23 protein-coding genes are annotated in these 23,524 nt (G+C 66.0%); 11 read left to right on the top strand and 12 right to left on the bottom strand.

Translation table 11 applies throughout. The features are described from left to right. Positions 1–7: 7 nt before the first annotated feature. A complete protein-coding gene (locus QFZ23_RS13190; protein WP_306923548.1) occupies positions 8–1,414 on the bottom strand; it encodes a class I adenylate-forming enzyme family protein in 1,407 nt (468 codons plus the stop codon). 60 nt (positions 1,415–1,474) lie between these two features. On the opposite strand from QFZ23_RS13190, the gene ypfJ reads away from it, so the two are divergent. Beyond that, positions 1,475–2,371: a KPN_02809 family neutral zinc metallopeptidase gene (gene ypfJ / locus QFZ23_RS13185; RefSeq protein WP_306923546.1), complete on the top strand. Its 897-nt coding sequence runs from the start codon at positions 1,475–1,477 to the stop codon at positions 2,369–2,371. Between the two features lie 233 nt (positions 2,372–2,604). On the opposite strand, the gene QFZ23_RS13180 is transcribed toward ypfJ, so the two are convergent. The 6 genes from QFZ23_RS13180 to QFZ23_RS13155 form a co-directional block, all read right to left on the bottom strand. Beyond that, the gene (locus QFZ23_RS13180; protein WP_003798940.1) at positions 2,605–2,937 is read right to left on the bottom strand and encodes a metal-sulfur cluster assembly factor; all 333 of its coding nucleotides are present in this window, start codon (positions 2,935–2,937) and stop codon (positions 2,605–2,607) included. A gap of 12 nt (positions 2,938–2,949) precedes the next feature. After that, the gene (gene sufC / locus QFZ23_RS13175) at positions 2,950–3,741 is read right to left on the bottom strand and encodes a Fe-S cluster assembly ATPase SufC (RefSeq protein WP_306923542.1); all 792 of its coding nucleotides are present in this window, start codon (positions 3,739–3,741) and stop codon (positions 2,950–2,952) included. Positions 3,742–3,827: 86 nt separating this feature from the next. After that, positions 3,828–4,187 (bottom strand): non-heme iron oxygenase ferredoxin subunit, encoded by a 360-nt coding sequence (locus QFZ23_RS13170; RefSeq protein WP_306923540.1) that lies wholly within the window; start codon positions 4,185–4,187, stop codon positions 3,828–3,830. 27 nt (positions 4,188–4,214) lie between these two features. Further along, positions 4,215–5,456 carry a Fe-S cluster assembly protein SufD gene (gene sufD, locus QFZ23_RS13165; protein WP_306923539.1) on the bottom strand — a complete coding sequence of 414 codons (1,242 nt, stop codon included), beginning with the start codon at positions 5,454–5,456 and terminating at the stop codon, positions 4,215–4,217. After that, a complete protein-coding gene (gene sufB / locus QFZ23_RS13160) occupies positions 5,456–6,919 on the bottom strand; it encodes a Fe-S cluster assembly protein SufB (protein ID WP_306923537.1) in 1,464 nt (487 codons plus the stop codon). The genes sufD and sufB overlap by 1 nt, the downstream gene beginning before the upstream one ends. Beyond that, complete coding sequence (locus QFZ23_RS13155) at positions 6,919–7,773, bottom strand: helix-turn-helix transcriptional regulator (RefSeq protein WP_306923536.1); 855 nt, start codon at positions 7,771–7,773, stop codon at positions 6,919–6,921. Before QFZ23_RS13155 ends, sufB begins: the two co-directional genes overlap by 1 nt. A gap of 107 nt (positions 7,774–7,880) precedes the next feature. Here QFZ23_RS13155 and QFZ23_RS13150 point away from each other — a divergent pair, with 107 nt between their 5' ends. From QFZ23_RS13150 to QFZ23_RS13140, 3 genes are read left to right on the top strand one after another with little or no spacing between them, the layout of a single operon-like run. Next, positions 7,881–8,849, top strand: coding sequence for an ABC transporter ATP-binding protein (locus QFZ23_RS13150; RefSeq protein ID WP_306923535.1), 969 nt, complete (start codon positions 7,881–7,883; stop codon positions 8,847–8,849). Continuing rightward, positions 8,846–9,604 carry an ABC transporter permease gene (locus tag QFZ23_RS13145; protein WP_306923532.1) on the top strand — a complete coding sequence of 253 codons (759 nt, stop codon included), beginning with the start codon at positions 8,846–8,848 and terminating at the stop codon, positions 9,602–9,604. Before QFZ23_RS13150 ends, QFZ23_RS13145 begins: the two co-directional genes overlap by 4 nt. A 7-nt stretch (positions 9,605–9,611) precedes the next feature. After that, the gene (locus QFZ23_RS13140; protein WP_306923531.1) at positions 9,612–10,556 is read left to right on the top strand and encodes a COX15/CtaA family protein; all 945 of its coding nucleotides are present in this window, start codon (positions 9,612–9,614) and stop codon (positions 10,554–10,556) included. Between the two features lie 314 nt (positions 10,557–10,870). Here the strand turns inward: QFZ23_RS13140 and QFZ23_RS13135 are convergent, their stop codons facing one another. Further along, the gene (locus tag QFZ23_RS13135; protein ID WP_306923530.1) at positions 10,871–11,818 is read right to left on the bottom strand and encodes a heme o synthase; all 948 of its coding nucleotides are present in this window, start codon (positions 11,816–11,818) and stop codon (positions 10,871–10,873) included. 209 nt (positions 11,819–12,027) lie between these two features. On the opposite strand from QFZ23_RS13135, the gene QFZ23_RS13130 reads away from it, so the two are divergent. From QFZ23_RS13130 to pgl, 7 genes are read left to right on the top strand one after another with little or no spacing between them, the layout of a single operon-like run. Next, complete coding sequence (locus QFZ23_RS13130; RefSeq protein ID WP_306923529.1) at positions 12,028–12,303, top strand: hypothetical protein; 276 nt, start codon at positions 12,028–12,030, stop codon at positions 12,301–12,303. Positions 12,304–12,333: 30 nt separating this feature from the next. Continuing rightward, complete coding sequence (gene tkt / locus QFZ23_RS13125; RefSeq protein ID WP_306926838.1) at positions 12,334–14,451, top strand: transketolase; 2,118 nt, start codon at positions 12,334–12,336, stop codon at positions 14,449–14,451. Positions 14,452–14,482: 31 nt separating this feature from the next. Further along, entirely contained in the window at positions 14,483–15,601 is a 1,119-nt protein-coding gene (gene tal, locus QFZ23_RS13120) for a transaldolase (RefSeq protein WP_306923528.1), read from the top strand. Between the two features lie 6 nt (positions 15,602–15,607). Continuing rightward, complete coding sequence (locus tag QFZ23_RS13115; RefSeq protein WP_306923526.1) at positions 15,608–17,254, top strand: glucose-6-phosphate isomerase; 1,647 nt, start codon at positions 15,608–15,610, stop codon at positions 17,252–17,254. Positions 17,255–17,269: 15 nt separating this feature from the next. Continuing rightward, positions 17,270–18,829, top strand: a complete 1,560-nt coding sequence (gene zwf / locus QFZ23_RS13110) for a glucose-6-phosphate dehydrogenase (protein WP_306923525.1) — start codon at positions 17,270–17,272, stop codon at positions 18,827–18,829. Beyond that, positions 18,826–19,767, top strand: a complete 942-nt coding sequence (locus QFZ23_RS13105; RefSeq protein ID WP_306923523.1) for a glucose-6-phosphate dehydrogenase assembly protein OpcA — start codon at positions 18,826–18,828, stop codon at positions 19,765–19,767. The genes zwf and QFZ23_RS13105 overlap by 4 nt, the downstream gene beginning before the upstream one ends. Next, entirely contained in the window at positions 19,757–20,575 is an 819-nt protein-coding gene (gene pgl / locus QFZ23_RS13100) for a 6-phosphogluconolactonase (RefSeq protein WP_306923521.1), read from the top strand. Before QFZ23_RS13105 ends, pgl begins: the two co-directional genes overlap by 11 nt. Here pgl and QFZ23_RS13095 read toward each other — a convergent pair. The 4 genes from QFZ23_RS13095 to QFZ23_RS13080 all read right to left on the bottom strand — a co-directional run bounded on the left by QFZ23_RS13095 (position 20,546) and on the right by QFZ23_RS13080 (position 23,520). Beyond that, positions 20,546–20,794 carry an RNA polymerase-binding protein RbpA gene (locus tag QFZ23_RS13095; RefSeq protein WP_373427880.1) on the bottom strand — a complete coding sequence of 83 codons (249 nt, stop codon included), beginning with the start codon at positions 20,792–20,794 and terminating at the stop codon, positions 20,546–20,548. The two genes, pgl and QFZ23_RS13095, sit on opposite strands and share 30 nt — an antisense overlap. Positions 20,795–21,075: 281 nt before the next feature. After that, complete coding sequence (secG, locus tag QFZ23_RS13090; RefSeq protein ID WP_306923517.1) at positions 21,076–21,333, bottom strand: preprotein translocase subunit SecG; 258 nt, start codon at positions 21,331–21,333, stop codon at positions 21,076–21,078. Positions 21,334–21,382: 49 nt separating this feature from the next. Next, a complete protein-coding gene (gene tpiA / locus QFZ23_RS13085) occupies positions 21,383–22,198 on the bottom strand; it encodes a triose-phosphate isomerase (protein WP_306923515.1) in 816 nt (271 codons plus the stop codon). Positions 22,199–22,293: 95 nt separating this feature from the next. Continuing rightward, positions 22,294–23,520, bottom strand: a complete 1,227-nt coding sequence (locus tag QFZ23_RS13080) for a phosphoglycerate kinase (RefSeq protein WP_306923513.1) — start codon at positions 23,518–23,520, stop codon at positions 22,294–22,296. Positions 23,521–23,524: the final 4 nt, after the last annotated feature.

Genomic DNA, 23,524 nt, shown 5'->3' with positions numbered 1-23,524 from the left:
TGTGCTCCTAGACAAGGTGCCGGACCCGGCTGTCACGGGCTGCGATCCACTCGAGCAGCAGGCGGCGGCTGACCTTTCCACGGTCCGTCACCGGAAGCTCGTCGAGGGCGAAGTACTGCAGCGGCCGCTTGTCCTTGGCCAGGACGTCCTCCAGGCCGGTCTTGAGCTGCGTCGCCGTAACCCCGCCATGGGACGGAACGATGCCGGCCACCACGCGCTGGCCGCGGAGGTCATCGTCCATGCCGGCGGCAATCGCCGACGCCACCCCCGGCACGGAGGACAGCGCCAGCTCCACCTCGTGCGGGTAAACGTTCTTGCCTGCGGTGATGATCATGTCGGCGCGGCGGCCGAGGATGTGCAGCACCCCGCCGGACAGGTAGCCCTGGTCCCCCACGGTGAACCAGCCGTCGAAGCAGCGCAACGCCTGGCCGTCGTCGCCCCAGAGGTAGCCGTTGCTGACCATCCCGCTTTGTACACTGATGTTGCCTGCCGCCCCGTCGGGAACCTCCGCCCCGGCGTCGTCCAGGATCCGCACCTCGACGCCCGGGAACGGCCGGCCGATAGCGGTGCTTCCGGCGGCGAACGGCTCCCCCGCGGCCAGCCCTGCACCGGAGACAAAACTCAGCTCCGACGCGCCGTAGTACTCGAAGATGGTGGCGTGCGGTGCCCACCGGCGGGCCGCCTCCAGCGTGCGCGCATCCAGCTTCGAGCCCGCACAGATGATGGTCCGGACGCCTGACGCGTCCACGCAGCCCAGCAGCCCGCGTTCGCTGAGCAGCCGCAGCATGGTGGGTACCAGCACCAGCCGGGTGATGCCGTCGTGGGCGATGGCGGCGTGGACGTCCCCGACGTCGAAGGATTCGAGCGTGTGGAACTCAGAGCCGGCGTAGAGGCACTCGGCCAGGGCGTAGAGGTTGAGGCTCGCGGCCAGCGGGCCCGGTGCCAGCGTTTTGTCCTGCTGGCTGAGCCCGAAAAACTCCATGGAGGCTTTGAAGGACTGCTGCCAGGAGCTGCGCGAACGCGTGAAGGCCTTGGGTACGGAGGTGGTGCCGGAGGTCAGACCAATGAGGAACGAGGCCGCAGGATCCCCGTCCGCCAACTCTGTGCCGGCGCTGCCGGGCACGGGGTCAACCCTGCTGCCGAGGCGCTGGACAATCTCGTCCTGCAGCGCTTCAGGCCATGCGGGGTCCAGGACCGCGCACTCACGGTCGCCGGCAACGGCAGCAGCGAAATCAACGGCGAACCGGGTGGAATTGGGCTGGGCGAGGACTGTGACGGGAGCCGAGCTGCCGGCCGCCGCGGCCAGCGCACCATCGCGCAGTTCGGCCCAGCTGAGCCGTTTTCCGGCCACGACGACGGCGGTGTCGTCGGGGCGTTCATCGGCCCAGCGCTGAAGGTTGTTGAGAAAAGGCATCGGACCAACTTTACCGGCCTGAGCCTGCCACAGCCCTGTGGCAAAGACTATTGTGACAACATGAGCTTCAATGACGGGGTCGAGCTGGACCCATCCCAGGTGGAAGACCGGCGTGGCGGTGGAGTCGGCCGCGGCACGAAGATCGGCGGAGGCATCGGGGGCGGTGTCGTCCTGCTCCTTGCGGCCCTGTTCGGCATCAATCCGCAGTTGCTTGGCGGACTCCTGGGCACCGGCGGGGAACAGCCCGCCCAGAGCACGGGAACGCCTCTCACCCAGTGCAAGCTGGGTTCCGACGCCGACAGGGACCTCGACTGCCGGATTGCCGGGACGGTCAACAGCCTTAACGTGTTCTGGCCGGCCTATCTCGCTGACTACAACGTGAAGTACCCGCGGCCGAAGGCTGTGCTGTTCGAGGGCGCCACCCGCACCGGCTGCGGCACGGCCACGTCCGAGGTGGGCCCGTTCTACTGCCCGCCAGACACCACCGCCTACTTCGATCCCGGGTTCTTCCAGGACCTCGTGACCCGTTTCGGCTCCTCAGGTGGCCCGCTGGCCCAGGAATACGTGGTGGCACATGAGTTCGGCCACCACATTCAGAACATCCTCGGAGATCTGGACAAGGCGCAGCAGGATCCGCAGGGCGCGGATTCCGGCGCCGTCAGGGTGGAACTTCAGGCCGATTGCTACGCCGGGCTCTGGACTCGGTATGCCACCACGCAGAAGGACCCGAAGACCGGCAAGCCCTTCCTTGAGCCGCTCAAGCAGCAGGACCTGAACGACGCGCTGTCTGCTGCCTCCGCCGTCGGCGACGACCGGATCCAGAAAGCCGCCACGGGCCGCGTCAACCCCGAGGGCTGGACGCACGGGTCCAGCGCGCAGCGGCAGAAGTGGTTCTACCAGGGCTACAAGACCGGCGACATCAACCAGTGTGACACGTTCAGCGCCCCCACCCTCTGAGGTGGGCCCACGCCGGCAAGGTTCCCTGGCCGAGCTTGCGAGGCTAGGGGGCCGGTGGGGAACGACGACGGCCGGTCACCTTCGCTGGGAAGGTGACCGGCCGTCGTCTCATGTCAGGGGCCTCCGCCTGGGCCCACGCTACCGAGGTGCCCCAATCGAGCTTGCGAGATTGGGGAGGTAGCGGGGAGGGTTCCCTGGCCGACGCGAAGCGAGGCGAGGGAGGCGGTGGGGATTTAGATGTTGAAGCCGAGGGCCCGCATCTGGTCCTTGCCGTCGTCGGTGATCCGCTCCGGACCCCATGGCGGCATCCATACCCAGTTCAGGCGCCACTCGTCCACTACGCCGTCAAGCGCCTTGCCGACCTGCTCCTCGAGTACGTCGGTCAGCGGACAGGCGGCCGTGGTGAGGGTCATGTCGATCAGCAGTGCGCCGTCGTCCTCCGAGTACTTCAGGCCGTACAGCAGCCCCAGGTCCACGATGTTAACCCCGAGCTCGGGGTCGATGACATCCTTGAGTGCCTCTTCGACATCCTCCAGCCCGGTCCGGGCTGCGTCGATTTCTGTCATGGCGTGTCCTTACTAGGCCTGGGCTGCGGCGGGAGCGATCGAGGCTGCGCCCGCGCCCTTGGCGTAGCGGTCGTAGCCTTCTTCTTCAAGGCGGTCGGCGAGCTCCGGGCCGCCCTCTTCAACAATCTGGCCGTCAACGAAGACGTGGACGAACTCAGGCTTGATGTAGCGCAGGATGCGCGTGTAGTGCGTGATGAGCATGGTGCCCATGTTGCCTTCGGCGTGCGCGCGGTTGACGCCTTCGGAGACGATCTTCAGGGCGTCGACGTCCAGGCCGGAGTCGGTCTCGTCAAGCACTGCGAACTTGGGCTTGAAGAGCTCGAGCTGGAGGATCTCCACGCGCTTCTTTTCGCCGCCTGAGAAGCCCTCGTTGACGTTGCGCTGCGCGAAATCCGCATCTATGCGCAGCTGCTGCATGGCGGCCTTGACGTCTTTGGTCCACGTACGCAGCGCCGGCGCCTGGCCGTCGATGGCGGTCTTGGCAGTCCGCAGGAAGTTGGTCATGGTGACGCCGGGAACCTCCACCGGGTACTGCATGGCCAGGAAGAGGCCGGCGCGTGCACGCTCGTCAACGCTCATGGCGAGGACGTCTTCGCCGTCCAGCGTGATGGTGCCGCCGGTGACGTTGTAGCGCGGGTGGCCTGCGATGGTGGATGCAAGGGTGGACTTGCCCGAGCCGTTGGGGCCCATGATGGCGTGGGTCTCACCGGTGCGGATGGTCAGGCTGACGCCCTTCAGGATCTCCTTGGTGCCCTGCTCGGTGTCGATGCTGACGTGCAGGTCCTTGATCTCAAGAGTAGACATGTGTCTTGTTCTCCTCTGCACCGTGCCGTTGGGGCGGCGGTGCGGTCTTTTGGTCTGGAAGTTGTTTAGTTCTGGTACAGGCCGGGCTAGCTGAAGTTCGGGGTTTCGGCGCCGTTGAGGACGTTGGTGAAGTCCACGTAGACCTCGTCCCCGACGATCTCCACCGCGAACACGGGCACGGGGTCGTAGGCCGGCAGCTGGAGAGGTTCGCCGGTGCGCAGGTCGAACTGCGACCCGTGGCCCCAGCATTCGATGGCACAGCCCTCGACCTCGCCCTCCGAGAGGGAGATGTCCGCGTGCGAGCAGGTGTCGCCGATAGCGTGGATCTCTCCCATGGAGTCCTTGACGATCGCGACGGGGAAGTCATCGATCAGGATCCGCAGGGCCTGCTTGGGCTGGATCTCGTTCACGTTGCAGACGAGCTCGCCCTTTGGCTGTTCAGTCATCCGTTGTCCTGTACTTTCCGGGGCTGCTTAGTTCTCGGTCGCGGCGAGTTCACGCTCAACAGCCTCGGTCAGGCGCTCTTCGAGGGCCGGGACCTTGATCTGCTGGATGATCTCGTTGAGGAAGCCGCGCACGACGAGCCGCCGCGCAACCTCTTCCGGAATGCCGCGTGCCATGAGGTAGAACAGGTGTTCGTCGTCAAAACGCCCGGTGGAGCTCGCGTGTCCGGCGCCCTCGATGAGACCAGTCTCGATCTCGAGGTTCGGAACAGAGTCGGCCCGGCAGCCGTCCGTCAGCACGAGGTTCTGGTTCTTCTCGTAGGAGTCGGTGCCCAGGGCGTGCTTCTGGATCAGGACGTCGCCGACCCATACCGTGTGCGCGTTCTTGCCCTGCAGGGCGCCCTTGTACAGCACGTTGGACTTGCAGTTGGCCACGTTGTGGTCAACGAAGGACCGGTGCTCCAGGTGCTGCCCGGCGTCGGCGAAGTAGAGGCCCAGCAGCTCGGCCTCGGCACCTTCACCCGCGAAGCGGACGTTTGAGTTCAGGCGCACGATGGATCCGCCAAGGGACACGGCGATGTGCTTGTACACAGCGTCCTTGCCCACCTGCGCGTCGTGCTGTGCGAGGTGCTTGGCGTCGTCTTCCCAGAGCTGCACCGAGATGACGGTGAGCTTTGCGCCCTCGCCAACGATGACTTCCAGGTTGCCGTTGTGGTCAGCGGCACCGGTGTGCTCCAGGATCACCACGCTGCGCGAGTTGGCCCCGGCTTCCAGCACGTAGTGTGCGTTGGAGCGGCGGCCGGCGCCCGCGCCGTGGACCAGGATCCGCACCGGCTCAGCCGGTTCGGCTTCCGCCGGGATGACCACGTGCAGGGCCTCGTCGGTGTTTGCTGAGCCGACGACGGCGGCCCGGTCGGCCGGGGTCAGCACGGTTCCGCGCGGGGCGGCTCCCTGTGCCAGGCTGCCGCGGACATAGCCTTCGGGGGCTTCCACGGTGAACGCGGCCGCTTCGCCGTCCGACGCTGCATCGGAGAGCAGGTTGGCCAGCCCGCGGACCGGGCTGAAGCGCCACTCTTCCTCGCGGCCGGTGGGCAGCGCGAAGTCGGCGACGTCGAAGCTCGTGAGGCGCTCGGCGCGGGAGGACATCACGGTGAGGCCGTGGTTGTGGCTGTGGTCCACCTTGGCGGAAACCAGGCCCTCGCCTTCCTCGGTGAAGCCTGCGATGGAAGGCGCTCCGATTCGGGCCTTTTCAGTAGTAATTTCGGCAGTCATTAACCGACGGATCCTTCCATCTGGAGTTCAATGAGGCGGTTCAGCTCGAGGGCGTATTCCATCGGCAGCTCGCGGGCGATCGGCTCGATGAAGCCGCGCACGATCATGGCCATGGCTTCGTCTTCGCGCATGCCGCGGGACATAAGGTAGAAGAGCTGTTCTTCGGAAACGCGCGAGACAGTAGCCTCGTGACCCAGCTGGACGTCATCCTCGCGGATGTCGATGTAAGGGTAGGTATCCGAGCGGCTGATGGTGTCCACCAGCAAGGCGTCGCATCGCACGGTGTTGGCCGAGTGCTTGGCGCCTTCGCGGATCTGGACCAGGCCGCGGTAGGCCGCGCGTCCGCCGCCGCGGGCCACGGACTTGGAGATGATGGAGCTCTTGGTGTTCGGCGCGATGTGGACCATCTTGGAGCCGGTGTCCTGGTGCTGGCCTTCGCCGGCGAACGCGATGGACAGAGTCTCGCCCTTGGCGTGCTCGCCCGTGAGGTAGACGGCCGGGTACTTCATGGTGACCTTGGAACCGATGTTGCCATCGATCCACTCCATGGTGGCGCCTTCTTCGCAGATCGCGCGCTTGGTCACCAGGTTATACACATTGTTGGACCAGTTCTGGATGGTGGTGTAACGGACGCGGGCGCCCTTCTTGACCACGATTTCCACGACGGCGGAGTGCAGCGAGTCCGAGGTGTAGATCGGGGCGGTGCAGCCCTCGATGTAGTGGACGTAGGAGTCCTCGTCCGCGATGATCAGCGTGCGCTCGAACTGGCCCATGTTTTCCGTGTTGATGCGGAAGTAGGCCTGCAGCGGGATGTCGACGTGCACGCCCTTGGGCACGTACACGAAGGAGCCGCCGGACCATACGGCCGTGTTCAGCGAGGCGAACTTGTTGTCGCCCACCGGAATGATGGTGCCGAAGTATTCCTGGAAGATCTCCGGGTGCTCGCGCAGCGCGGTGTCGGTGTCCAGGAAGATGACGCCCTGGGCCTCAAGGTCCTCGCGGATCTGGTGGTAGACCACCTCGGACTCGTACTGGGCGGCCACGCCGGAGACCAGGCGGCTGCGCTCGGCTTCCGGGATGCCGAGCTTCTCGTACGTGTTCCGGATGTCCTCGGGAAGGTCTTCCCAGGTAGCGGCCTGCTTCTCGGTGGAGCGCACGAAGTACTTGATGTTGTCGAAGTCGATGCCGGAGAGGTCCGCACCCCAGGTGGGCATGGGCTTACGGTCGAAGTACTTCAGGCCCTTAAGGCGAAGGTCCAGCATCCATTCCGGCTCGCTCTTCTTGGCCGAGATGTCGCGGACGACGTCCTCGTTGAGGCCACGGCGTGCGTTAGCGCCGACGTCGTTCTTGTCGGCCCAGCCGTACTCGTAGGTGCCGATTCCGTGGAGCTCGGGATTCTTTTCCAGAATCTCCGAAATCACAGCAGTCTCGGCAACCGTCTTCTCTGATAGTTGGTCCGTCATCACGGCCTTTCTTGCAGATGGTTGGATACTTCATCCAGGTTGTCCGGGGCGCCATGCGTGGCTGAGGCCACTGTGACGGCCGGACGGCCTGTGGGTATGTGGGTGGTGCAGACGTGTCCCCCGCGGGCGAGCGTGGAAAGCCTGCGGACATCGACACCAACGAGGCGCGAAAACATTTCCGTTTCCGCGTCGCAGAACACGGGAAACTGGGTGGCCAGTTGCTGGATGGGGCAGTGACCCTGGCACAGCTGGACGCTGGAGAGTGCGGCGGGCAGGGGGGCCTTGGCTTCAATAGTGGCAGTGGAAGCGACGAAGCCGTCCCGGGACAGGGCGGCAGACAGCGCCTGCGCGCGGGCGGTGATGTCGGTTCCGGCCGCTTCCACCTCCGGGGCGTAGCGGCGTTCCATCTCCGCGAAACGCTCGACGGCGAACTGGCGGACGGCTTCGTCCCCCGCCACCGCGCCGAGCTGCTTGAGCGCCAGGCTGGCAATGTTCAGATAGTCGTCACCCAGTGAGGACTGGCCCTGGGAGCTGAGGACGTAGCGGCGGGCGGGGCGGCCGGCACCGGCGCCGGCGCGGGCCACGCGCTTGACCTCGATGACGCCAGCACGGGACAGGTGGTCCAGGTGGCGGCGGACGGCGGCCGGGGTGAATCCGAGCAGGTCGCCCAATTCCGCGGCGCTGACCGGCCCGTGTTCCAGGACGGCGCTAAGGACGCGGTCACGCGTGCGCTCATCGGCATCGGCCGCGGCGGGCACGGATGCCAGGGCAGCACGTTTTCCACCGCGCAGCGCACCTGCAGGCGCGCCCTGCCCGGCCAAAGGCGCGGAAGTGGTGTTGGTCATGGAATACACAACACAATCATGTCGTAATTTGTTGCGGCGTTCCAGTAAGGCAAGGCTGACCTGCGCCCGGCACCCCCGCTCACCGGTGACAGTACTACTTCACGTAGAATACTGGGGTGCGATCCCCCAAATCCCCCGTATTGACCATCGACGGGCTCATCAAGGACGTCGGTCCACTCTCCACCCTCGATGGCAAGATGCTCAGGGTGGTGAGCGACGTCTCACTCGTCGCCGGCCGCGGCGAGGTGACGGCGCTGCTCGGAGCCAACGGTGCCGGCAAGACTACCACCATCGAATGCGCCCAAGGGCTCCAGAAGCGCACGGGCGGAACTATTACGCTGCTCGGCGCCGATCCCGGCACCGCCGGTGCAGAACTGCGCGCCCGCGTCGGCGTCATGCTTCAGGACGGCGGCCTCCCGCCGTCGGCCCGTCCCATTCCCCTGCTCCGCCACATTGCCGGTATGTACCGCAATCCCAGGCCCCTGGATGAGCTGGTGCAGCGGCTGGGCATCGACACCTTCAGCCGGACCAATGTCCGCAGGCTGTCCGGCGGACAGAAGCAGCGGCTGGCCCTCGCCGCCGCCCTGATCGGCAACCCCGAGGTCCTGTTCCTGGACGAACCGAGCGCCGGGCTGGACCCGCAATCCCGCCAGCTGGTCTTCGAACTGATCACCGAACTCCGGGACAGCGGGATGGGGATCATCCTCACAACCCATCTCATGGATGATGCGCAGCGCCTGGCCGACTACGTTTACATCATCGACGCCGGCAGGAATGTTGCGGAGGGCACCGTGGCCCAGCTGCTCCAGCACAACATGCCGGAGACGCCCCACAGGGACCACGTCCGGACGCTGCACTTCGAGGCACTGCCGGGGCTGGACTTCACCGGCGTGTTGCCTGCCGAGGTCGAGATCCGCGAGACGCGTTCCGGGAGCTACACGGCCACCGGCGCGCTGACCCCCGAGGACCTCGCCGCGCTGACGGCCTGGTGGGCACATCACGGCATCATGCCTGGCTCGCTGAGCATGGAGGCCCGGAGCCTCGAAGATGTATTCCTTGACATTTCCGGAAGGGAAATCCGATGACGACAGCCACGGGCAGCGCACCTGCTCCCCTGCTCCGCCGGATCCTGCTGCAGGGCAAATATGAGGCCACCACAATGCTCCGGAACGGCGAACAGCTGATCCTGGCCGTGGTCCTGCCGCTGCTTGCCCTGATCGGACTGACAGTCACCCCGCTGCTCGACGGCATCGGGGACAGCCGGGTCAATGTTGCCGTCCCCGGCATCCTCGCGCTCTGCGCCATGTCCACTGCGTTCACCGGTCAGGGCATCGCGACCGGCTTCGACCGCCGGTACGGCGTGCTGCGGTTCCTGTCCACCACACCGCTGGGACGGACCGGCCTCATCGCTGGGAAGATCCTCGCGGTCCTGGCCGTCCTGGTGATCCAGATGGCCATCGTCGCCGCCGTCGCTTTCCCCCTCGGATGGCGGCCAAATCCGCTGGGCGTGCTGCCCGGTCTGGGCCTGCTTATCCTGGGCGCGGCCGCATTCACCGCCCTGGGCCTGCTGGTGGCCGGCACCGTCCGGCCCGAGGCCACGCTGGCCATCACGAACCTGCTGTGGATCCTCCTCGGCGCCCTGGGCGGCATCGTGATCCCCATGCAGCGGCTGCCGGAACTTGCCCAGAACACCGTCCACCTGCTGCCGTCCGGGTCCCTCGGCGAAGGCCTGCGCGACGCGTTCCTGCATGGCGCCGTGAACGGCAACGCTGTCCTTGTCCTGCTGATGTGGACGGTTCTCGCCGGCGCAGCAGCCATCCGCTGGTTCAAATGGAATTGAGAATAAAGTGAGCACGGCTCCGCGCTTCCCCCAGTTCGTCGGCCGCCTGGCATCGAGGCTGCCCGTCACCGTCGATTCGACCGTCCGCCGCCTAGCCGTGCTGTCCCTGATCGGACAGACGGTCCTGGTGGTCACCGGCGGCGCCGTCCGGCTGACCGCCTCGGGCCTGGGCTGCCCCACCTGGCCCAGGTGCACGAACAATTCCCTGGTGAACACCCCCGAGATGGGCATCCACGGCTTCATCGAGTTCGGCAACCGTCTCCTGACGTTCGCCCTGGCCGCCGTCGCAGCGCTCATGCTGGTCTACCTGTGGAACCTGCGCAAGGAGCGCAAGGACCTGTTCCTGCTGGCCTTGGGGCTGCTGGCGAGCATCCCGGCGCAGGCAATCATTGGCGGCATCACCGTGCTCACCCAACTGAACCCGTGGGTGGTTGGCCTGCACTTCCTGGTGTCCATGGCCCTGGTGGTTTTCGCCACGCTGCTGGTCAACCGGGCCTACGGAAGGACGGGCCAGTTCCGGACGCTGCCGCTCACCTCACTGCCGGGGGTCGTGCGGCCGGTGATGACCGCCGTCGCGCTCTTCTCCGCGATCGCCGTCATGCTGGGCGTCGTGGTTACCGGCGCCGGGCCGCACGCGGGTGACGCCAATGCGCCGCGCAACGACCTGGACTGGGACCTGTTCTCGCACATCCATGCCGTCCCCGCCTACCTTGTCACCGCCGGGACGCTGCTCGCCGTGTACTTTGTGTTCCGGCGCGGCATTTCGGGGACGTTCCGGACGGCCGTGCTGATGCTGCTCGGCGTCACCGTGCTCCAGGCCATCATTGGCTTCACGCAGTACTACAACGGCATTCCGGCGCTCCTCGTGGGCGCGCACATGCTGGGTGCGGCCCTGCTGATGGCCGCGGCAACCAACGCCGCCGACATCGCCCGCTCCAGCCCCGTCGGGTAGCGGCGCTCACTCAGGACCAACGCTTCCTCAGGTCCCGTCGCTTCATTTCCGACGCTCTCTCAGATTTCGTCGCCTCATCCCGGACGCTCCCGCAGGTTTGGCCGCTTGCGGCCAAGGAAAACGCCCCTTCACATCAAGTGAAGGGGCGTTTCCGCATTCGGCAAGACCAGAGGGAGCGTCCCGAGAAACACGCAGGATCTGAGGAAGGGTCCAGGGGGACCCTGAAGGATCTGAGGAAGCGTCCGGGGGAACGCTGCAGGATCTGAGGAGGCGTCCGGGGCTTCTGGACTGCTGGAGGGCTCTTGGCTGGTGGGTTAGCCCATGATCGGCGAGCCGACGAACGGGTCGACAGCCAGCGCGATGAAGAGGAGCGTCAGGTAGCTGATGGAGCCGTGGAAGACCTTCATGGCGCCCTTGTCGGAGAGGTCCCCGCCCTGGGCCCGGTTGTAGAGGGCATGGGACTCATACAGGAACCAGGCACCGGCCAGCACGGCTACCACAGTGTAAACCCAGCCCGCGTTGCCCGCCGGGATCATCAGCAGCGAGCACGCAACCATGGCCCAGGCGTACAGGACCACCTGGACGGACACGACCTTGGCACCGGCGATGGCTCCGAGCATCGGCACGTTGGCGTTCCGGTAGTCCTCGCCGTAGCGCATCGATAGCGGCCAGTAGTGCGGCGGTGTCCAGAGGAAGATCACCATGAACAGGACTACGGCTGGCCACTCCACCGTGTTGGTCACGGCGGACCAGGCGATCAGCACCGGGAAACAGCCGGCGGCGCCGCCCCAGACGATATTTTGGGCAGTGCGGCGCTTGAGGATCATCGTGTAGATGACGACGTAGAAGACGATGGCGCCGAGTCCGAGCCAGGCGGAGAGCGGGTTCGCGCCGAACCAAAGTATGGCGATTGCTGCGGCGCCCAGCAGCCACGCAAAGATCAGGGCCTCGCGCGGCGTGACCTCACCGGTCACCAGGGGACGCTTCTCCGTGCGGTGCATCAGCTTGTCGATGTCGCGGTCGATATAGCAGTTGAACGCACCGGCGCTGCCGGCAGCGAACGCGCCGCCCACGAGAGTGGCCATGATGAGGCCGAGGGACGGGAAGCCGCGCTGCGCGTAAATCATGGTGGGCAGGGTGCTGACCAGCAGGAGTTCAATGACCCTGGGCTTGGTGAGTGCAAGGTACGCCTTGGCCTTGCGGGCTAGTCCGGCTCTTCCGTGGACCCGGGAAGAGGTCAGCGGCGTATCTGTTGTGCTCACGTGGCAGTCACTCTGTTTCTGTCTGGCTGTTTATCTGATCAGTCCATCTGGACACACGGCCCGGACCGATCCCTCAACGGCGGTAGCGGGCTGTCATGTGCGCACTTGAGCCCGCCCTGTCCGCCGGTGGCCTCCCGATATCATACCGCGGTCCCGCATGGATCGCTGGCATCAGTGTGTGACGGGAAATCACTGAAAATGATTCGTTCGTGCTTGCTTCAATCACATTAACGCAGCCTCACCGCACGAATGATTCACAAAAGAGAAATTGCGTCCAACTGGTGAGATTTTGGCCGCTCGAAGTGTGGAATGGAGCTAAGCTGTCTGCAGATCAGCGCACACTGGAAGACGGGCAAGAAACCGCATTCCATACCGTCCGGCGACTGAATGAAGATCAACGTTTCAATGGTGAACGGCTGGTAGGCACAAATGCAGCGGGCACCAATTATGCCCTGCCGCTGTGTGTCATTACCGCTTGCCGTTAACACAGAGAGGGGCCCGGTTACGTGGCACATTTGAAAGAGCAAGAACTGACTTGGACCGACCTCGACCAGCGCGCCGTTGACACTGTGCGCGTCCTGGCCGCCGACGCCGTCGAGAAGGTGGGCAACGGCCACCCCGGCACGGCGATGAGCCTGGCTCCGGCCGCTTACCTTCTGTTCCAGAAGCTGATGCGGCATGACCCGAAGAACCCGGACTGGATCGGCCGCGACCGCTTCGTCCTCTCCCCCGGCCACACGTCTTTGACGCTGTACATCCAGCTGTTCCTCTCCGGCTACGGCCTGGAACTGAAGGACCTTGAGGCATTGCGCACGTGGGGTTCGCTGACCCCGGGCCACCCGGAATACAAGCACACCGCCGGGGTGGAAATCACCACCGGCCCGCTGGGCCAGGGCCTGGCCTCCTCGGTGGGCTTCGCGTACTCCCAGCGCCGCATGCGCGGCCTGTTCGACGCCGATGCTCCCGCCGGCGAGAGCCCGTTCGACCACACCATCTGGGTTATCGCTTCCGACGGCGACCTCCAGGAAGGCGTGACCTCCGAGGCGTCCTCCCTCGCCGGACACCAGGAACTGGGCAACCTCGTGGTCATCTACGACGAGAACCACATCTCCATCGAAGACGACACTGACATCGCCTTCACTGAAGACGTCCTGAAGCGCTACGAAGCCTACGGCTGGCACACCCAGCGCGTGGACTGGACCAAGACCGGCGACTACGTCGAAGACGTCCAGGAGCTGTACTCGGCTTTGCTGGCGGCCAAGGCGGAAACCTCCAAGCCGTCCATCATCTCGCTGCGCACCATCATCGGCTACCCGGCCCCGAAGAAGCAGAACACCGGCAAGATCCACGGCTCGGCCCTGGGCTCGGAAGAAGTGGCAGCACTGAAGAACGTCCTCGGCTTCGACCCCGAGAAGTCCTTCGAGGTGGACGAGGACGTGCTGGCCCACGCCCGCGGCGTCGTCGACCGCGGCGCCCACGCACGTAAGGAATGGGAAGAGTCCTTCTCGGCCTGGCAGTCCGCCAACCCGGAAGCTGCCGCCCTGCTGGAGCGCGTCGAGGCCCGCCAGCTCCCCGCCGAGCTCGACGGCGTCCTGCCGGTCTTCCCGGCAGGCAAGGACGTTTCCACCCGCGCCGCGTCCGGCAAGGTCCTGAACGCCATCGGCCCGGTCATGCCGGAACTGTGGGGCGGCTCGGCCGACCTCGCCGAGTCCAACAACACCACGATCGAGGGCTCGCCGTCGTTCGTTCCTGCGGGCAAGCAGACCAACGCCTGGTCCGGCAACCCGTACGGCCGGGTCCTGCACTTCGGTATCCGCGAGCACGCCGCAGCCTCGATCGTGAACGGCATCAGCCTGCACGGCAACACCCGCGCGTTCTCCGGCACGTTCCTGATCTTCAGCGACTACCAGCGTCCCGCAATCCGCCTCGGCGCCCTCATGGGCGTGCCCTCCCTGTACGTATGGACGCATGACTCCATCGGCCTCGGCGAAGACGGCCCGACGCACCAGCCGGTGGAGCAGCTCGCTTCGCTGCGTGCCATCCCGGGTCTCGACGTCGTCCGCCCGGGCGACGCCAACGAGGTTGCGGCAGCGTGGAAGACGATGCTGGAGAATCACGAGAACCCGGCAGGCATCGTCCTGACCCGCCAGAACATCCCCACCTACGAGCGTGGCGAGGGCGCGGCCGAGGGTGACACCTTCGGTTCGACCGCAGGCGTTGCCAAGGGCGGCTACGTGCTGGCCGAGGCCTCCAAGGACGGCAAGACCGTGGACGCGCAGGTCATCCTGATCGGCACCGGCTCGGAAGTCCAGCTGGCTGTCCAGGCCCGCGAAGCACTCCAGGCCGAAGGCATCGCCACCCGCGTGGTGTCCATGCCGTGTGTCGAGTGGTTCAACAAGCAGGACGCCGCCTACCGTGACGCTGTCCTGCCCGCAGCGGTCAAGGCCCGCGTCTCCGTCGAAGCCGGCCTGTCCCAGGGCTGGCGCGAGTTCGTCGGCGACGCCGGCCGCTCCATCAGCCTCGAGCACTACGGCGCATCCGCCGACTACAAGCGCCTGTTCCAGGAATTCGGCATCACGGCAGAAGCAGTTGCCGCCGCCGCCAAGGATTCCCTCGCCGGACTCCAGTCCTGACAGACTCCCCCACAGTTCAAGGAGATTAGAAATGACTAGCACTCCCACCCAGCAGCTTTCCGACGCCGGCGTTTCCATCTGGCTCGACGACCTCTCCCGCGGCCGCCTGAAGACCGGCACGCTGCAGAAGCTGATCGAAGAGAAGAACGTTGTGGGTGTCACCACGAACCCCAGCATCTTCCACGCCGCCATCACCTCGGGCACGGACTACGACGCCACCATCGCGGCCCAGGCCGCTGCCGGCGCCTCCATCGAAGAGACCATCTTCGAAATCACGACGACGGACGTCGCCGACGCCTGCGACCTCTTCGCCCCGGTCGCCGCGGCAACCAAGGGTGTTGACGGCCGCGTCTCCATCGAGGTGGACCCCCGCCTCGCCTGGGACACCGCCGGCACCATCGCCGAAGCGAAGCACCTCTACAAGAAGGTCAACCGCGACAACGTCCACATCAAGATCCCTGCCACGCTTGAGGGCCTGGAAGCCATCACGGCAACCCTGGCCGAGGGCATCAGCGTCAACGTGACCCTGATCTTCTCCCTGGAGCGCTACCGGGCCGTCATTAACGCCTTCCAGAGCGGCCTGGAGCAGGCCAAGGACAACGGCCATGACCTGTCCAAGATCCACTCCGTTGCGTCGTTCTTCGTCTCCCGCGTGGACACCGAAATCGACAAGCGCCTCGATGCGATCGGCACGGAAGAAGCCAAGGCACTCAAGGGCAAGGCCGGCGTTGCCAACGCCCGCCTCGCCTACCAGGTGTACGAGGAGCTCTTCTCCACGGAACGCTGGGCTGTGCTGGCCGAGGCCGGCGCCCTGCCGCAGCGCCCGCTGTGGGCTTCCACCGGCGTGAAGGACCCGGCCTACCCGGACACCCTCTACGTCACCGAGCTCGTTGCCCCCGGCGTCGTGAACACCATGCCGGAGAAGACCCTGGACGCCACGTTCGACCACGGCGTGGTCACGGGCGACACCGTCACCAACGGCTACGATGAAGCGAACGCCACCCTCAACGCCCTCGACGCCCTCGGCGTCTCCTACAACGAGGTCGTCGCCCTGCTGGAATCCGAAGGCCTGGACAAGTTTGTTGCCAGCTGGAAGGAACTCCTGGCCGACGTCGAAGGCGCCCTCGCCACTGCACGGAAGGCTTCCTAGTCCACAATGAGCACACTCAGCTACGACGCCACCGGTGCCGCCCGGAAGGCTCTTGAGCAGCACCTGCCCGCCCTCGTGGAAGACCGCGTTGCCACCCGCATCTTCGCCGAGGACCACACCCTGTGGGGTCCCGACGCGGAAGCCGAATCGGCCATCCGCCTTGGCTGGGTCGAGGCGGCCACCGTCTCCCGGCCCCTGGTGGACGGGATCCTGGAACTCCGGGATGCCCTGAAGGCCGAGGGGGTGACCCGGATTGTCCTGTGCGGCATGGGCGGGTCCTCCCTTGCTCCCGAAGTCATCGCCGGCACCGCTGGCGTCGAGCTGACTGTGCTGGACAGCACCGACCCCGAACAGGTCGGTGCTGCCCTCGCGGACCGTCTCGCGGAAACCGCGATCGTGGTTTCCTCGAAGTCCGGTTCAACCCTGGAAACCGATTCGCAGCGCCGGATCTTCGAGCACGCCTTCACCGAAGCCGGCCTCGATGCCAAGAGCAGGATCATCGTTGTGACCGATCCCGGTTCCCCGCTGGACAAGGCGTCCCGCGATGCCGGCTACCGTGCGGTCTTCAACGCGGACCCGAATGTGGGCGGCCGCTACTCGGCCCTGACGGCCTTCGGGCTGGTCCCCTCCGGCCTGGCCGGCGTGGACATCGCGGCCCTGCTGGATGAGGCAGAGGAAGCTGCCGAGATCCTGAACGAGGACGCCCCCGAGAACATCGGGCTGGTCCTGGGTGCCGCCCTGGGCGGCACCAACCCGCTGCGCAACAAGATCGTCATCGCGGAGGACGGCTCCGGCATCGTGGGATTCGCTGACTGGGCCGAACAGCTCATCGCTGAATCCACCGGCAAGCTCGGCACCGGCATCCTGCCGGTGGTAGCAGGGCCAAACGCTCCGGAAGTTACCTCCGGCGCTGAAGACGTCCTGGTGGTCCGCCTGGTCAGCACGAATGCCGACGTCGAACTCGGCGAGAATGAAGTTGCCATTGCCGGCGGCCTCGCCTCGCAGATGATGGTGTGGGAATTCGCCACCGCCGTGGCCGGACGCCTCCTGGGCATCAACCCGTTTGACCAGCCCGACGTCGAAGCCGCCAAGGTGGCTGCCCGCGGACTGCTGGACGCGCAGCCGGAACCGACGCCGGCCAGCTTCGTCGACGGAGCCATCGAGGTCCGCGGCGGCGAGTGGCTGGGCGAGGCCGCTAGGGCCGAAGCCACAGCAACAGCTGCCGTTTCGGAGTTGCTCGCGCAGTTGGGCGGCGACGGCTACCTGAGCGTCCAGGCCTACTTCGACCGCCTGGCTTACGCGCAGCTCGAGGGCGTGCGGGACGAGCTCGCCGCAGTGAGCGGCCGTCCGGTCACCTTCGGCTGGGGACCCCGCTTCCTCCACTCCACGGGCCAGTTCCACAAGGGCGGCCCCGCCATCGGTGTTTTCCTGCAGGTCACGGCGGCGTCTGCACAGGACCTCGCAATTCCGGAGCGTCCGTTCACCTTCGGCGAGCTGATCGCGGCCCAGGCCGCCGGCGACGCCCAGGTACTCAGCGAGCACGGCCGGCCTGTCCTGCGCCTGCACCTCACCGACCGCGCAGCGGGCGTTGCCCAGCTGCAGGAGATCGTTTCGTCGCTGGCCAGCAAGGCAGCATCCGCCACTGAGAGCTAAGGCACCGAATAAACCATGCCAGATACTTTGAACGGCAAGAGGTCAGCGGCCCGGTCCGGGAATCCCTTGCGGGATCCGCGGGACCGGCGGCTGAACCGGATTGCCGGACCGTCCTCGCTTGTGCTCTTCGGAGTCACGGGGGACCTCGCTCGTAAGAAACTCATGCCCGCCGTGTATGACCTGGCCAACCGTGGCCTGCTGCCGCCCAGCTTCGCGCTGGTCGGCTTCGGCCGGCGGGACTGGGATAACGAGGACTTCGCCGCGGAGGTGAAGGACGCCGTGAAGTCCTACGCACGGACACCGTTTGATGAGGCGGTCTGGAACCAGCTCTCGGAGGGCATCCGGTTCGTGCAGGGCGCGTTCGACGACGATTCGGCGTTTGAGCGGCTCGGCGAGACGATCAAGGAACTCGACGAGAACCGCGGCACCCGCGGCAACCACGCGTTTTACCTGTCTATCCCGCCGAAGGCCTTCGAACAGGTCTGCCGGCAGCTGTCCAAGCACGGCCTGGCGCAGGCCGAGGGCGAGAAGTGGCGGCGGGTGGTCATCGAGAAGCCGTTCGGGCACGACCTCGAATCGGCCCGGCAGCTGAACGACATCGTGGAATCGGTGTTCCCGCAGGACGCGGTGTTCCGCATCGACCATTACCTGGGCAAGGAAACGGTGCAGAACATCCTGGCGCTGCGTTTTGCGAACCAGCTGTTCGAGCCGTTGTGGAACGCGAATTACGTGGACCATGTGCAGATCACCATGGCCGAGGACATCGGCACCGGCGGCCGGGCAGGGTATTACGACGGCGTGGGGGCGGCCCGCGACGTGATCCAGAACCACCTGCTGCAGCTGCTGGCCCTGACGGCGATGGAGGAGCCGATTTCCTTCAACGCCGATGACCTGCGGGCGGAGAAGGAAAAGGTTCTCGCTGCGGTGAGGCTCCCGGAGGACCTGTCCACGCATTCGGCCCGCGGGCAGTTCGCCGGCGGTTGGCAGGGCGGGGAGCAGGTCCAGGGGTACCTGGACGAAGAGGGCATCCCGGCCGACTCCACCACTGAAACCTATGCCGCGATCCGGGTGGACATCAACACCCGGCGCTGGAACGGGGTGCCGTTCTACCTGCGCGCGGGCAAGCGGCTGGGCCGCCGCGTGACGGAGATCGCGGTGGTCTTCAAGCGGGCACCGAACCTGCTGTTCCGGGACCACGGCGACGACGATTTCGGCCAGAACGCCGTGGTGATCCGGGTCCAGCCCGACGAGGGCGCCACGATCCGGTTCGGGTCCAAGGTCCCTGGCACCCAGATGGAAGTCCGGGACGTGACCATGGACTTCGGCTACGGGCACTCGTTCACCGAGTCCAGCCCCGAAGCCTACGAGCGGCTGATCCTGGACGTGCTCCTTGGCGAGCCGCCGCTGTTCCCGCGGCACGAGGAAGTGGAGCTGTCCTGGAAGATCCTGGACCCCTTCGAAGAGTACTGGGCCGGCCTGGGTGAACAGCCCGAGCCGTACGCGCCCGGCAGCTGGGGCCCGGCCTCGGCTGACGAGCTGCTAGCCCGCGACGGACGCACCTGGAGAAGGCCATGATCGTAGACCTGCCGAACACCACCACCTCGAACGTTTCCAAGAAGATCCAGTCCCTGCGCGAGCAGGGCGGCGTGATCGCCCTTGGCCGGGTCCTCACCCTCGTGGTGGTCACCAAGTCAGGGCTCGAGGAAGAGGCGATCGAGGCGGCCAATGAGGCCAGCCGCGAACACCCCTGCCGGATCATCGTGCTGGCCGACGCCGGCTCCTCCGCGCCGAACCGCCTCGACGCGCAGATCCGGGTCGGCGGGGATGCCGGCGCGTCCGAGGTCATCGTGCTGCGCGGCTTCGGTGAACTCGCCGAGGAAAGCGAGTCCCTCGTCGCCGCGCTGCTGCTGCCCGACGCCCCGATCGTGGCCTGGTGGCCGCACGGGGCACCGAAGAATGCCAGCGAAACCTCTATCGGCCGAATCGCGCACCGCAGGATCACGGACTCGGCGAACGAGGCCGAGCCTCAGGTGGCCCTGGAAAACATCCGGAACACCTACAAGGCAGGCGACACCGACCTCGCCTGGACCCGGCTGACCAACTGGCGCATCCAGCTCGCCGCGGTCCTGGACCAGGCCGACTCCTCGCCCGTCACCGCCGTCGCGGTCGAAGGCGCGTCGGACTCGCCCAGCACCATCCTGCTGGCGGCCTGGCTGACCCTGTCCCTGGACGCCCCGGTGACGATCGTCGCCGACCCTGCCGGCACCGGCATCCGCCGGGTCCGGCTGACCCGCTCCAGCGGCGACGTCCAGCTTTTCCGCCCCGGACTTTCCATCGCCGAACTCACCCAGCCAGGCCAACCCGCACAACGGATCTCCCTCCCGCGGCGCAGCCTCCGCGACTGCCTCGCCGAAGAACTCCGCCGCCTCGACCCCGACGAAGTATTCGGCGAAGTGATTACTATTGGACTGCCACGTACCAACCTAAGGAGTGTCCGTCCCAGTGAGCGCTGAGCCCAGAGTAAGCATCCATCCTGACTCTTCCGTACTCATGGCCGCCATCGCGGCCCGCCTGATCACCAAGCTCGTGGATGTGCAGGACCGATTCGGTGAAGCCACGGTGGTGCTTACGGGAGGCACGGTGGGCATCGGAACGCTGAAGGCCGTGGCCGATTCGCCGGCCGCGCCCGCCGTGGACTGGGCCAAGGTGAACTTCTGGTGGGGTGACGAACGCTTCGTCGGCTCCCAGGACCCGGACCGCAATGCGGTCCAGGCCCAGGAGGCGCTTCTGAAGCACATCGATGTTGATCCTGCGCGCGTCCACGTGCCCGGGTCAACTGATGACTTTGAATCACCGGAACAGGCCGCAGAGGACTACGCGCGCCGCCTCAGCGAGGCGGCAGCGGCAGAGCACGCCGCGGACGCTTCGGACGACCGTCCAGAGGAAGCAGGCAGGCTTCCCCGCTTCGACGTCGTCCTGCTCGGTGTGGGCCCTGACGCGCACGTGGCATCCCTGTTCCCGGAGCAGGGCGGCATCCGCGAGAAGCAGCTGACGGTGGTGGGGGTCCGCAACTCCCCCAAGCCGCCGCCCGAGCGTATTTCCTTGACCCTGCCGGCGATCAACACCTCCGCAGAGGTGTGGATGGTGGTCGCAGGCGAGGACAAGGCCGGTGCGGTTGGCCTGGCCCTGGCCGGGGCCAATCCCGTGCAGGTGCCCGCGGCCGGCCCTGCAGGCCGATCCCGGACGCTGTGGCTGATCGACGAAAACGCGGCCTCGCGCGTTCCTGAACAGCTAGTCCGGAAGGCGCCGGCCGGCTCTTAGCCGCTGCAGCGCTCCAGCCAGAACGTCTTCGGCGTCCTGGCTGGAGCGTCTTTCTTTAACGTATTCCAGATGGGTCTTGAAGCCCTCTTCCGGGGCTTCGCTCGGCACCCCGGCACCGGGGTTGCGCGACGCCGGCCGGCCGCACTGGCGGCAGTCCCAGGCATCCGGTATCTGGTCGTCCGGCAACTTAAGGAAAACAGGCCGCGTCTCATGTCCCATGGCGCACCAATAGGACACACAAATACGCGGCAGGGGCTCCCCGGGAGGACCATCCCCCTGGTTCTTCAATCCGGCTCCTTGAATGACACCTACGCGGGTGCCGTGAAATCCTGAAGAGGAATGCACCATGGGAACTCCCTCGCTGCTAATGGCGGCGCTGCCGTTAGATCCGATAGCGACAGTTTAGACCGCAGTTCCTCCTGGCGGCAGAAAAAGCCCGGCCCAATCAGGAACAGCTCCTGATTGGGCCGGGCTTTTGGTGTTGAATGGCTGCGACAGCGTTAGGAGTCAGCCACACCTGTGAAGCGCATGAGGAGGCCGAGGGCGATGATCACGACGCCCCAGGTGACGCCGAGGATGATGGTGAACCTGTTCAGGTTGCGCTCAGCAACACCGGAGGAGGCCAACCCCGAGCTCATTCCGCCGCCGAACATGTCTGACAGGCCGCCGCCGCGTCCCTTGTGGAGCAGGATGAGCAGGGTCAGCAGAAGGCTGGTAATGCCCAGCAGGATCTGCAGAATCACATGAAGAACGTCCACGACGGCCTTTCCAAAGTTGGTGGATGCGGGAGCGTGCCAGATGAACGGACTAGTCCGTTACGAGGTGGCTCTCGAACCTGACAATATTAGCAAACTCAGCGGGATCAAGGCTGGCACCGCCCACCAGCACGCCGTCGACGTCGCGTTCCTTAAGAATGGCGGCAGCGTTGCTGGCCTTGACCGAACCGCCGTACAGCAGGCGGACCTTTGCGGCCACATCGGCATCGAAGAGTTCGGTGAGTTCGGCACGGATCGCGGCACACATTTCCTGGGCATCCTCCGGGCCTGCAACCTCACCGGTGCCAATGGCCCAGACGGGCTCATAGGCGACGACGAGCTGGGCCGCCTGCTCGCCGGTGAGGCCTTCGACGTCGGCGCGGAGCTGGTTCAGCGTGTGCTGGACGTGGGTGCCTGCCTGGCGGATCTCCAGGCCTTCCCCGACGCAGAGGACGGGGATGACGTTGTGGCGGTAGGCCGCCTTGACCTTGGCATTCAGGACTTCGTCCGACTCAGCGTGGATGGTCCGGCGTTCGCTGTGGCCGACGAGGACGTACTTGCAGCCGAGCTTGTTCAGGAACTGGCCGGAGATGTCCCCGGTGTAGGCGCCGGAGTCAAACTGGGACAGGTCCTGGGCGCCGTACGCGACGTCGAGTTCGTCGCCCTGGACGAGGGTCTGCACACCGCGGAGGTCGGTGAAGGGAGGGAAGACAGCGGCCTCCACGCGGCTGTAGTCGTGCTTGGCGTCGGACAGCGTCCAGGCCAGCTTCTGCAGGAGGGTGATGCCCTGGACGTGGTCCATGTTCATCTTCCAGTTGCCTGCAATCAAAGGCGTGCGGTCAAAGGTGCCGTTGGTTGACGTGGTCACGTGTTCTCCAAAAATGCCGGTCAATCTGCTGATCATGTGAACAGCCGGCAGGGCGCCTTCACGGTGCGGAAGGTGCCCTGCCGGCTGGTGTGTCTTTAGCGGTCCAGAACGCTCAGGCCGGGAAGTTCCTTGCCTTCAAGGTATTCCAGGCTGGCGCCGCCGCCGGTGGAAATGTGTCCGAACTGGTCATCGGCGAAGCCGAGCGTGCGGACCGCAGCCGCGGAGTCGCCGCCGCCGACCACCGTGAACGCGTCCGTCTCCGTCAGCGCCTGGGCGATGGCCCGGGTCCCTGCGGAGAACGCCTCGAACTCGAAGACGCCCATCGGTCCGTTCCAGAACACCGTCTTGGCGCTCTTGATCTGCTCCGCGAACGCCCGGGCGGACTCCGGTCCGATGTCCAGGCCGATGCCCTGCGCCCCGAAGCTGCTGCCTTCGATGGCGTCTGCGCTGACCGTCTCGTGGTCGGCGTCGGCTGCGAACTTGGCCGCAACGACGACGTCAGTGGGGATCACGAATTCCGTGCCGGCGTCGGCTGCACGCTTGAGGTAGTCCTGGACGACCGGGATCTGGTCCTCTTCCAGCAGGCTGCCGGCCACCTTGTGACCCTCGGCTGCCAGGAACGTAAACAGCATGCCGCCGCCCACGAGGATGGTGTCTGCCTTGCCGAGCAGGTTGTCGATGACCGCGAGCTTGTCCGAAACCTTCGACCCGCCCAGCACCACAACGTAGGGACGCTGGGTGTCTGCGGTGAGCTTGCGGAGGACTTCCACCTCGGTGGCCACAAGGTCGCCGAGGTAAGACGGGAGCCGGGTGGCGACGTCGTAAACGCTGGCGTGCTTGCGGTGCACGGCCCCGAAGGCGTCGTTCACGAAGGACCCGTTTTCGCCGGTGAGTCCCACCAGCTCGTCGGCAAATGAACCACGCTCGGCCTCGTCCTTGCTGGTCTCGCGGGCGTCGAAACGCACGTTCTCGAGGACCAGGACCTGGCCGTCCTGCAGCGCAGCCGCCTTCTCCTTGGCCGAGGGGCCCACCGTGTCCTCCGCGAGGGAGACAGGGAAGGAAGCGAGCTCGGCCAGGCGGGCAACCGCCGGCTTGAGCGAGTACTTGTCTTCAGGGGCGCCCTTGGGGCGGCCGAGGTGGGCTGTTACCAGCACGCGGGCACCGGCGTCCGTGAGCTTTCCCAGCACTGGCAGTGAGGCCCTGATGCGGCCGTCGTCAGTCACTGTAGAGCCGTCGAGCGGCACATTCAGGTCACTTCGAACCAGAATGTACCGCCCGCGGACACCTTCAGCGATCAGTTCGTTGAGGGTGTGAGATGTCATGTAG

Origin of the sequence: Arthrobacter globiformis, assembly GCF_030818015.1 — a bacterium.
GTDB classification, from domain to species: Bacteria; Actinomycetota; Actinomycetes; order Actinomycetales; family Micrococcaceae; genus Arthrobacter; species Arthrobacter globiformis_C.
The sequence above is the reverse complement of the archived record's forward strand: the minus strand, read 5'-3'. Positions and strand labels throughout refer to the sequence as shown.

Excerpts from the sequence above, each read along its gene's own strand:
- QFZ23_RS13190 (WP_306923548.1), bottom strand. The coding sequence starts at position 1,414 with ATGCCTTTTCTCAACAACCTTCAGCGCTGGGCCGATGAACGCCCCGAC.
- ypfJ (WP_306923546.1), top strand. The coding sequence starts at position 1,475 with ATGAGCTTCAATGACGGGGTCGAGCTGGACCCATCCCAGGTGGAAGAC.
- QFZ23_RS13180 (WP_003798940.1), bottom strand. The coding sequence starts at position 2,937 with ATGACAGAAATCGACGCAGCCCGGACCGGGCTGGAGGATGTCGAAGAG.
- sufC (WP_306923542.1), bottom strand. The coding sequence starts at position 3,741 with ATGTCTACTCTTGAGATCAAGGACCTGCACGTCAGCATCGACACCGAG.
- QFZ23_RS13170 (WP_306923540.1), bottom strand. The coding sequence starts at position 4,187 with ATGACTGAACAGCCAAAGGGCGAGCTCGTCTGCAACGTGAACGAGATC.
- sufD (WP_306923539.1), bottom strand. The coding sequence starts at position 5,456 with ATGACTGCCGAAATTACTACTGAAAAGGCCCGAATCGGAGCGCCTTCC.
- sufB (WP_306923537.1), bottom strand. The coding sequence starts at position 6,919 with ATGACGGACCAACTATCAGAGAAGACGGTTGCCGAGACTGCTGTGATT.
- QFZ23_RS13145 (WP_306923532.1), top strand. The coding sequence starts at position 8,846 with ATGACGACAGCCACGGGCAGCGCACCTGCTCCCCTGCTCCGCCGGATC.
- tal (WP_306923528.1), top strand. The coding sequence starts at position 14,483 with ATGACTAGCACTCCCACCCAGCAGCTTTCCGACGCCGGCGTTTCCATC.
- QFZ23_RS13115 (WP_306923526.1), top strand. The coding sequence starts at position 15,608 with ATGAGCACACTCAGCTACGACGCCACCGGTGCCGCCCGGAAGGCTCTT.
- zwf (WP_306923525.1), top strand. The coding sequence starts at position 17,270 with ATGCCAGATACTTTGAACGGCAAGAGGTCAGCGGCCCGGTCCGGGAAT.
- QFZ23_RS13105 (WP_306923523.1), top strand. The coding sequence starts at position 18,826 with ATGATCGTAGACCTGCCGAACACCACCACCTCGAACGTTTCCAAGAAG.
- QFZ23_RS13095 (WP_373427880.1), bottom strand. The coding sequence starts at position 20,794 with ATGGGACATGAGACGCGGCCTGTTTTCCTTAAGTTGCCGGACGACCAG.
- QFZ23_RS13080 (WP_306923513.1), bottom strand. The coding sequence starts at position 23,520 with ATGACATCTCACACCCTCAACGAACTGATCGCTGAAGGTGTCCGCGGG.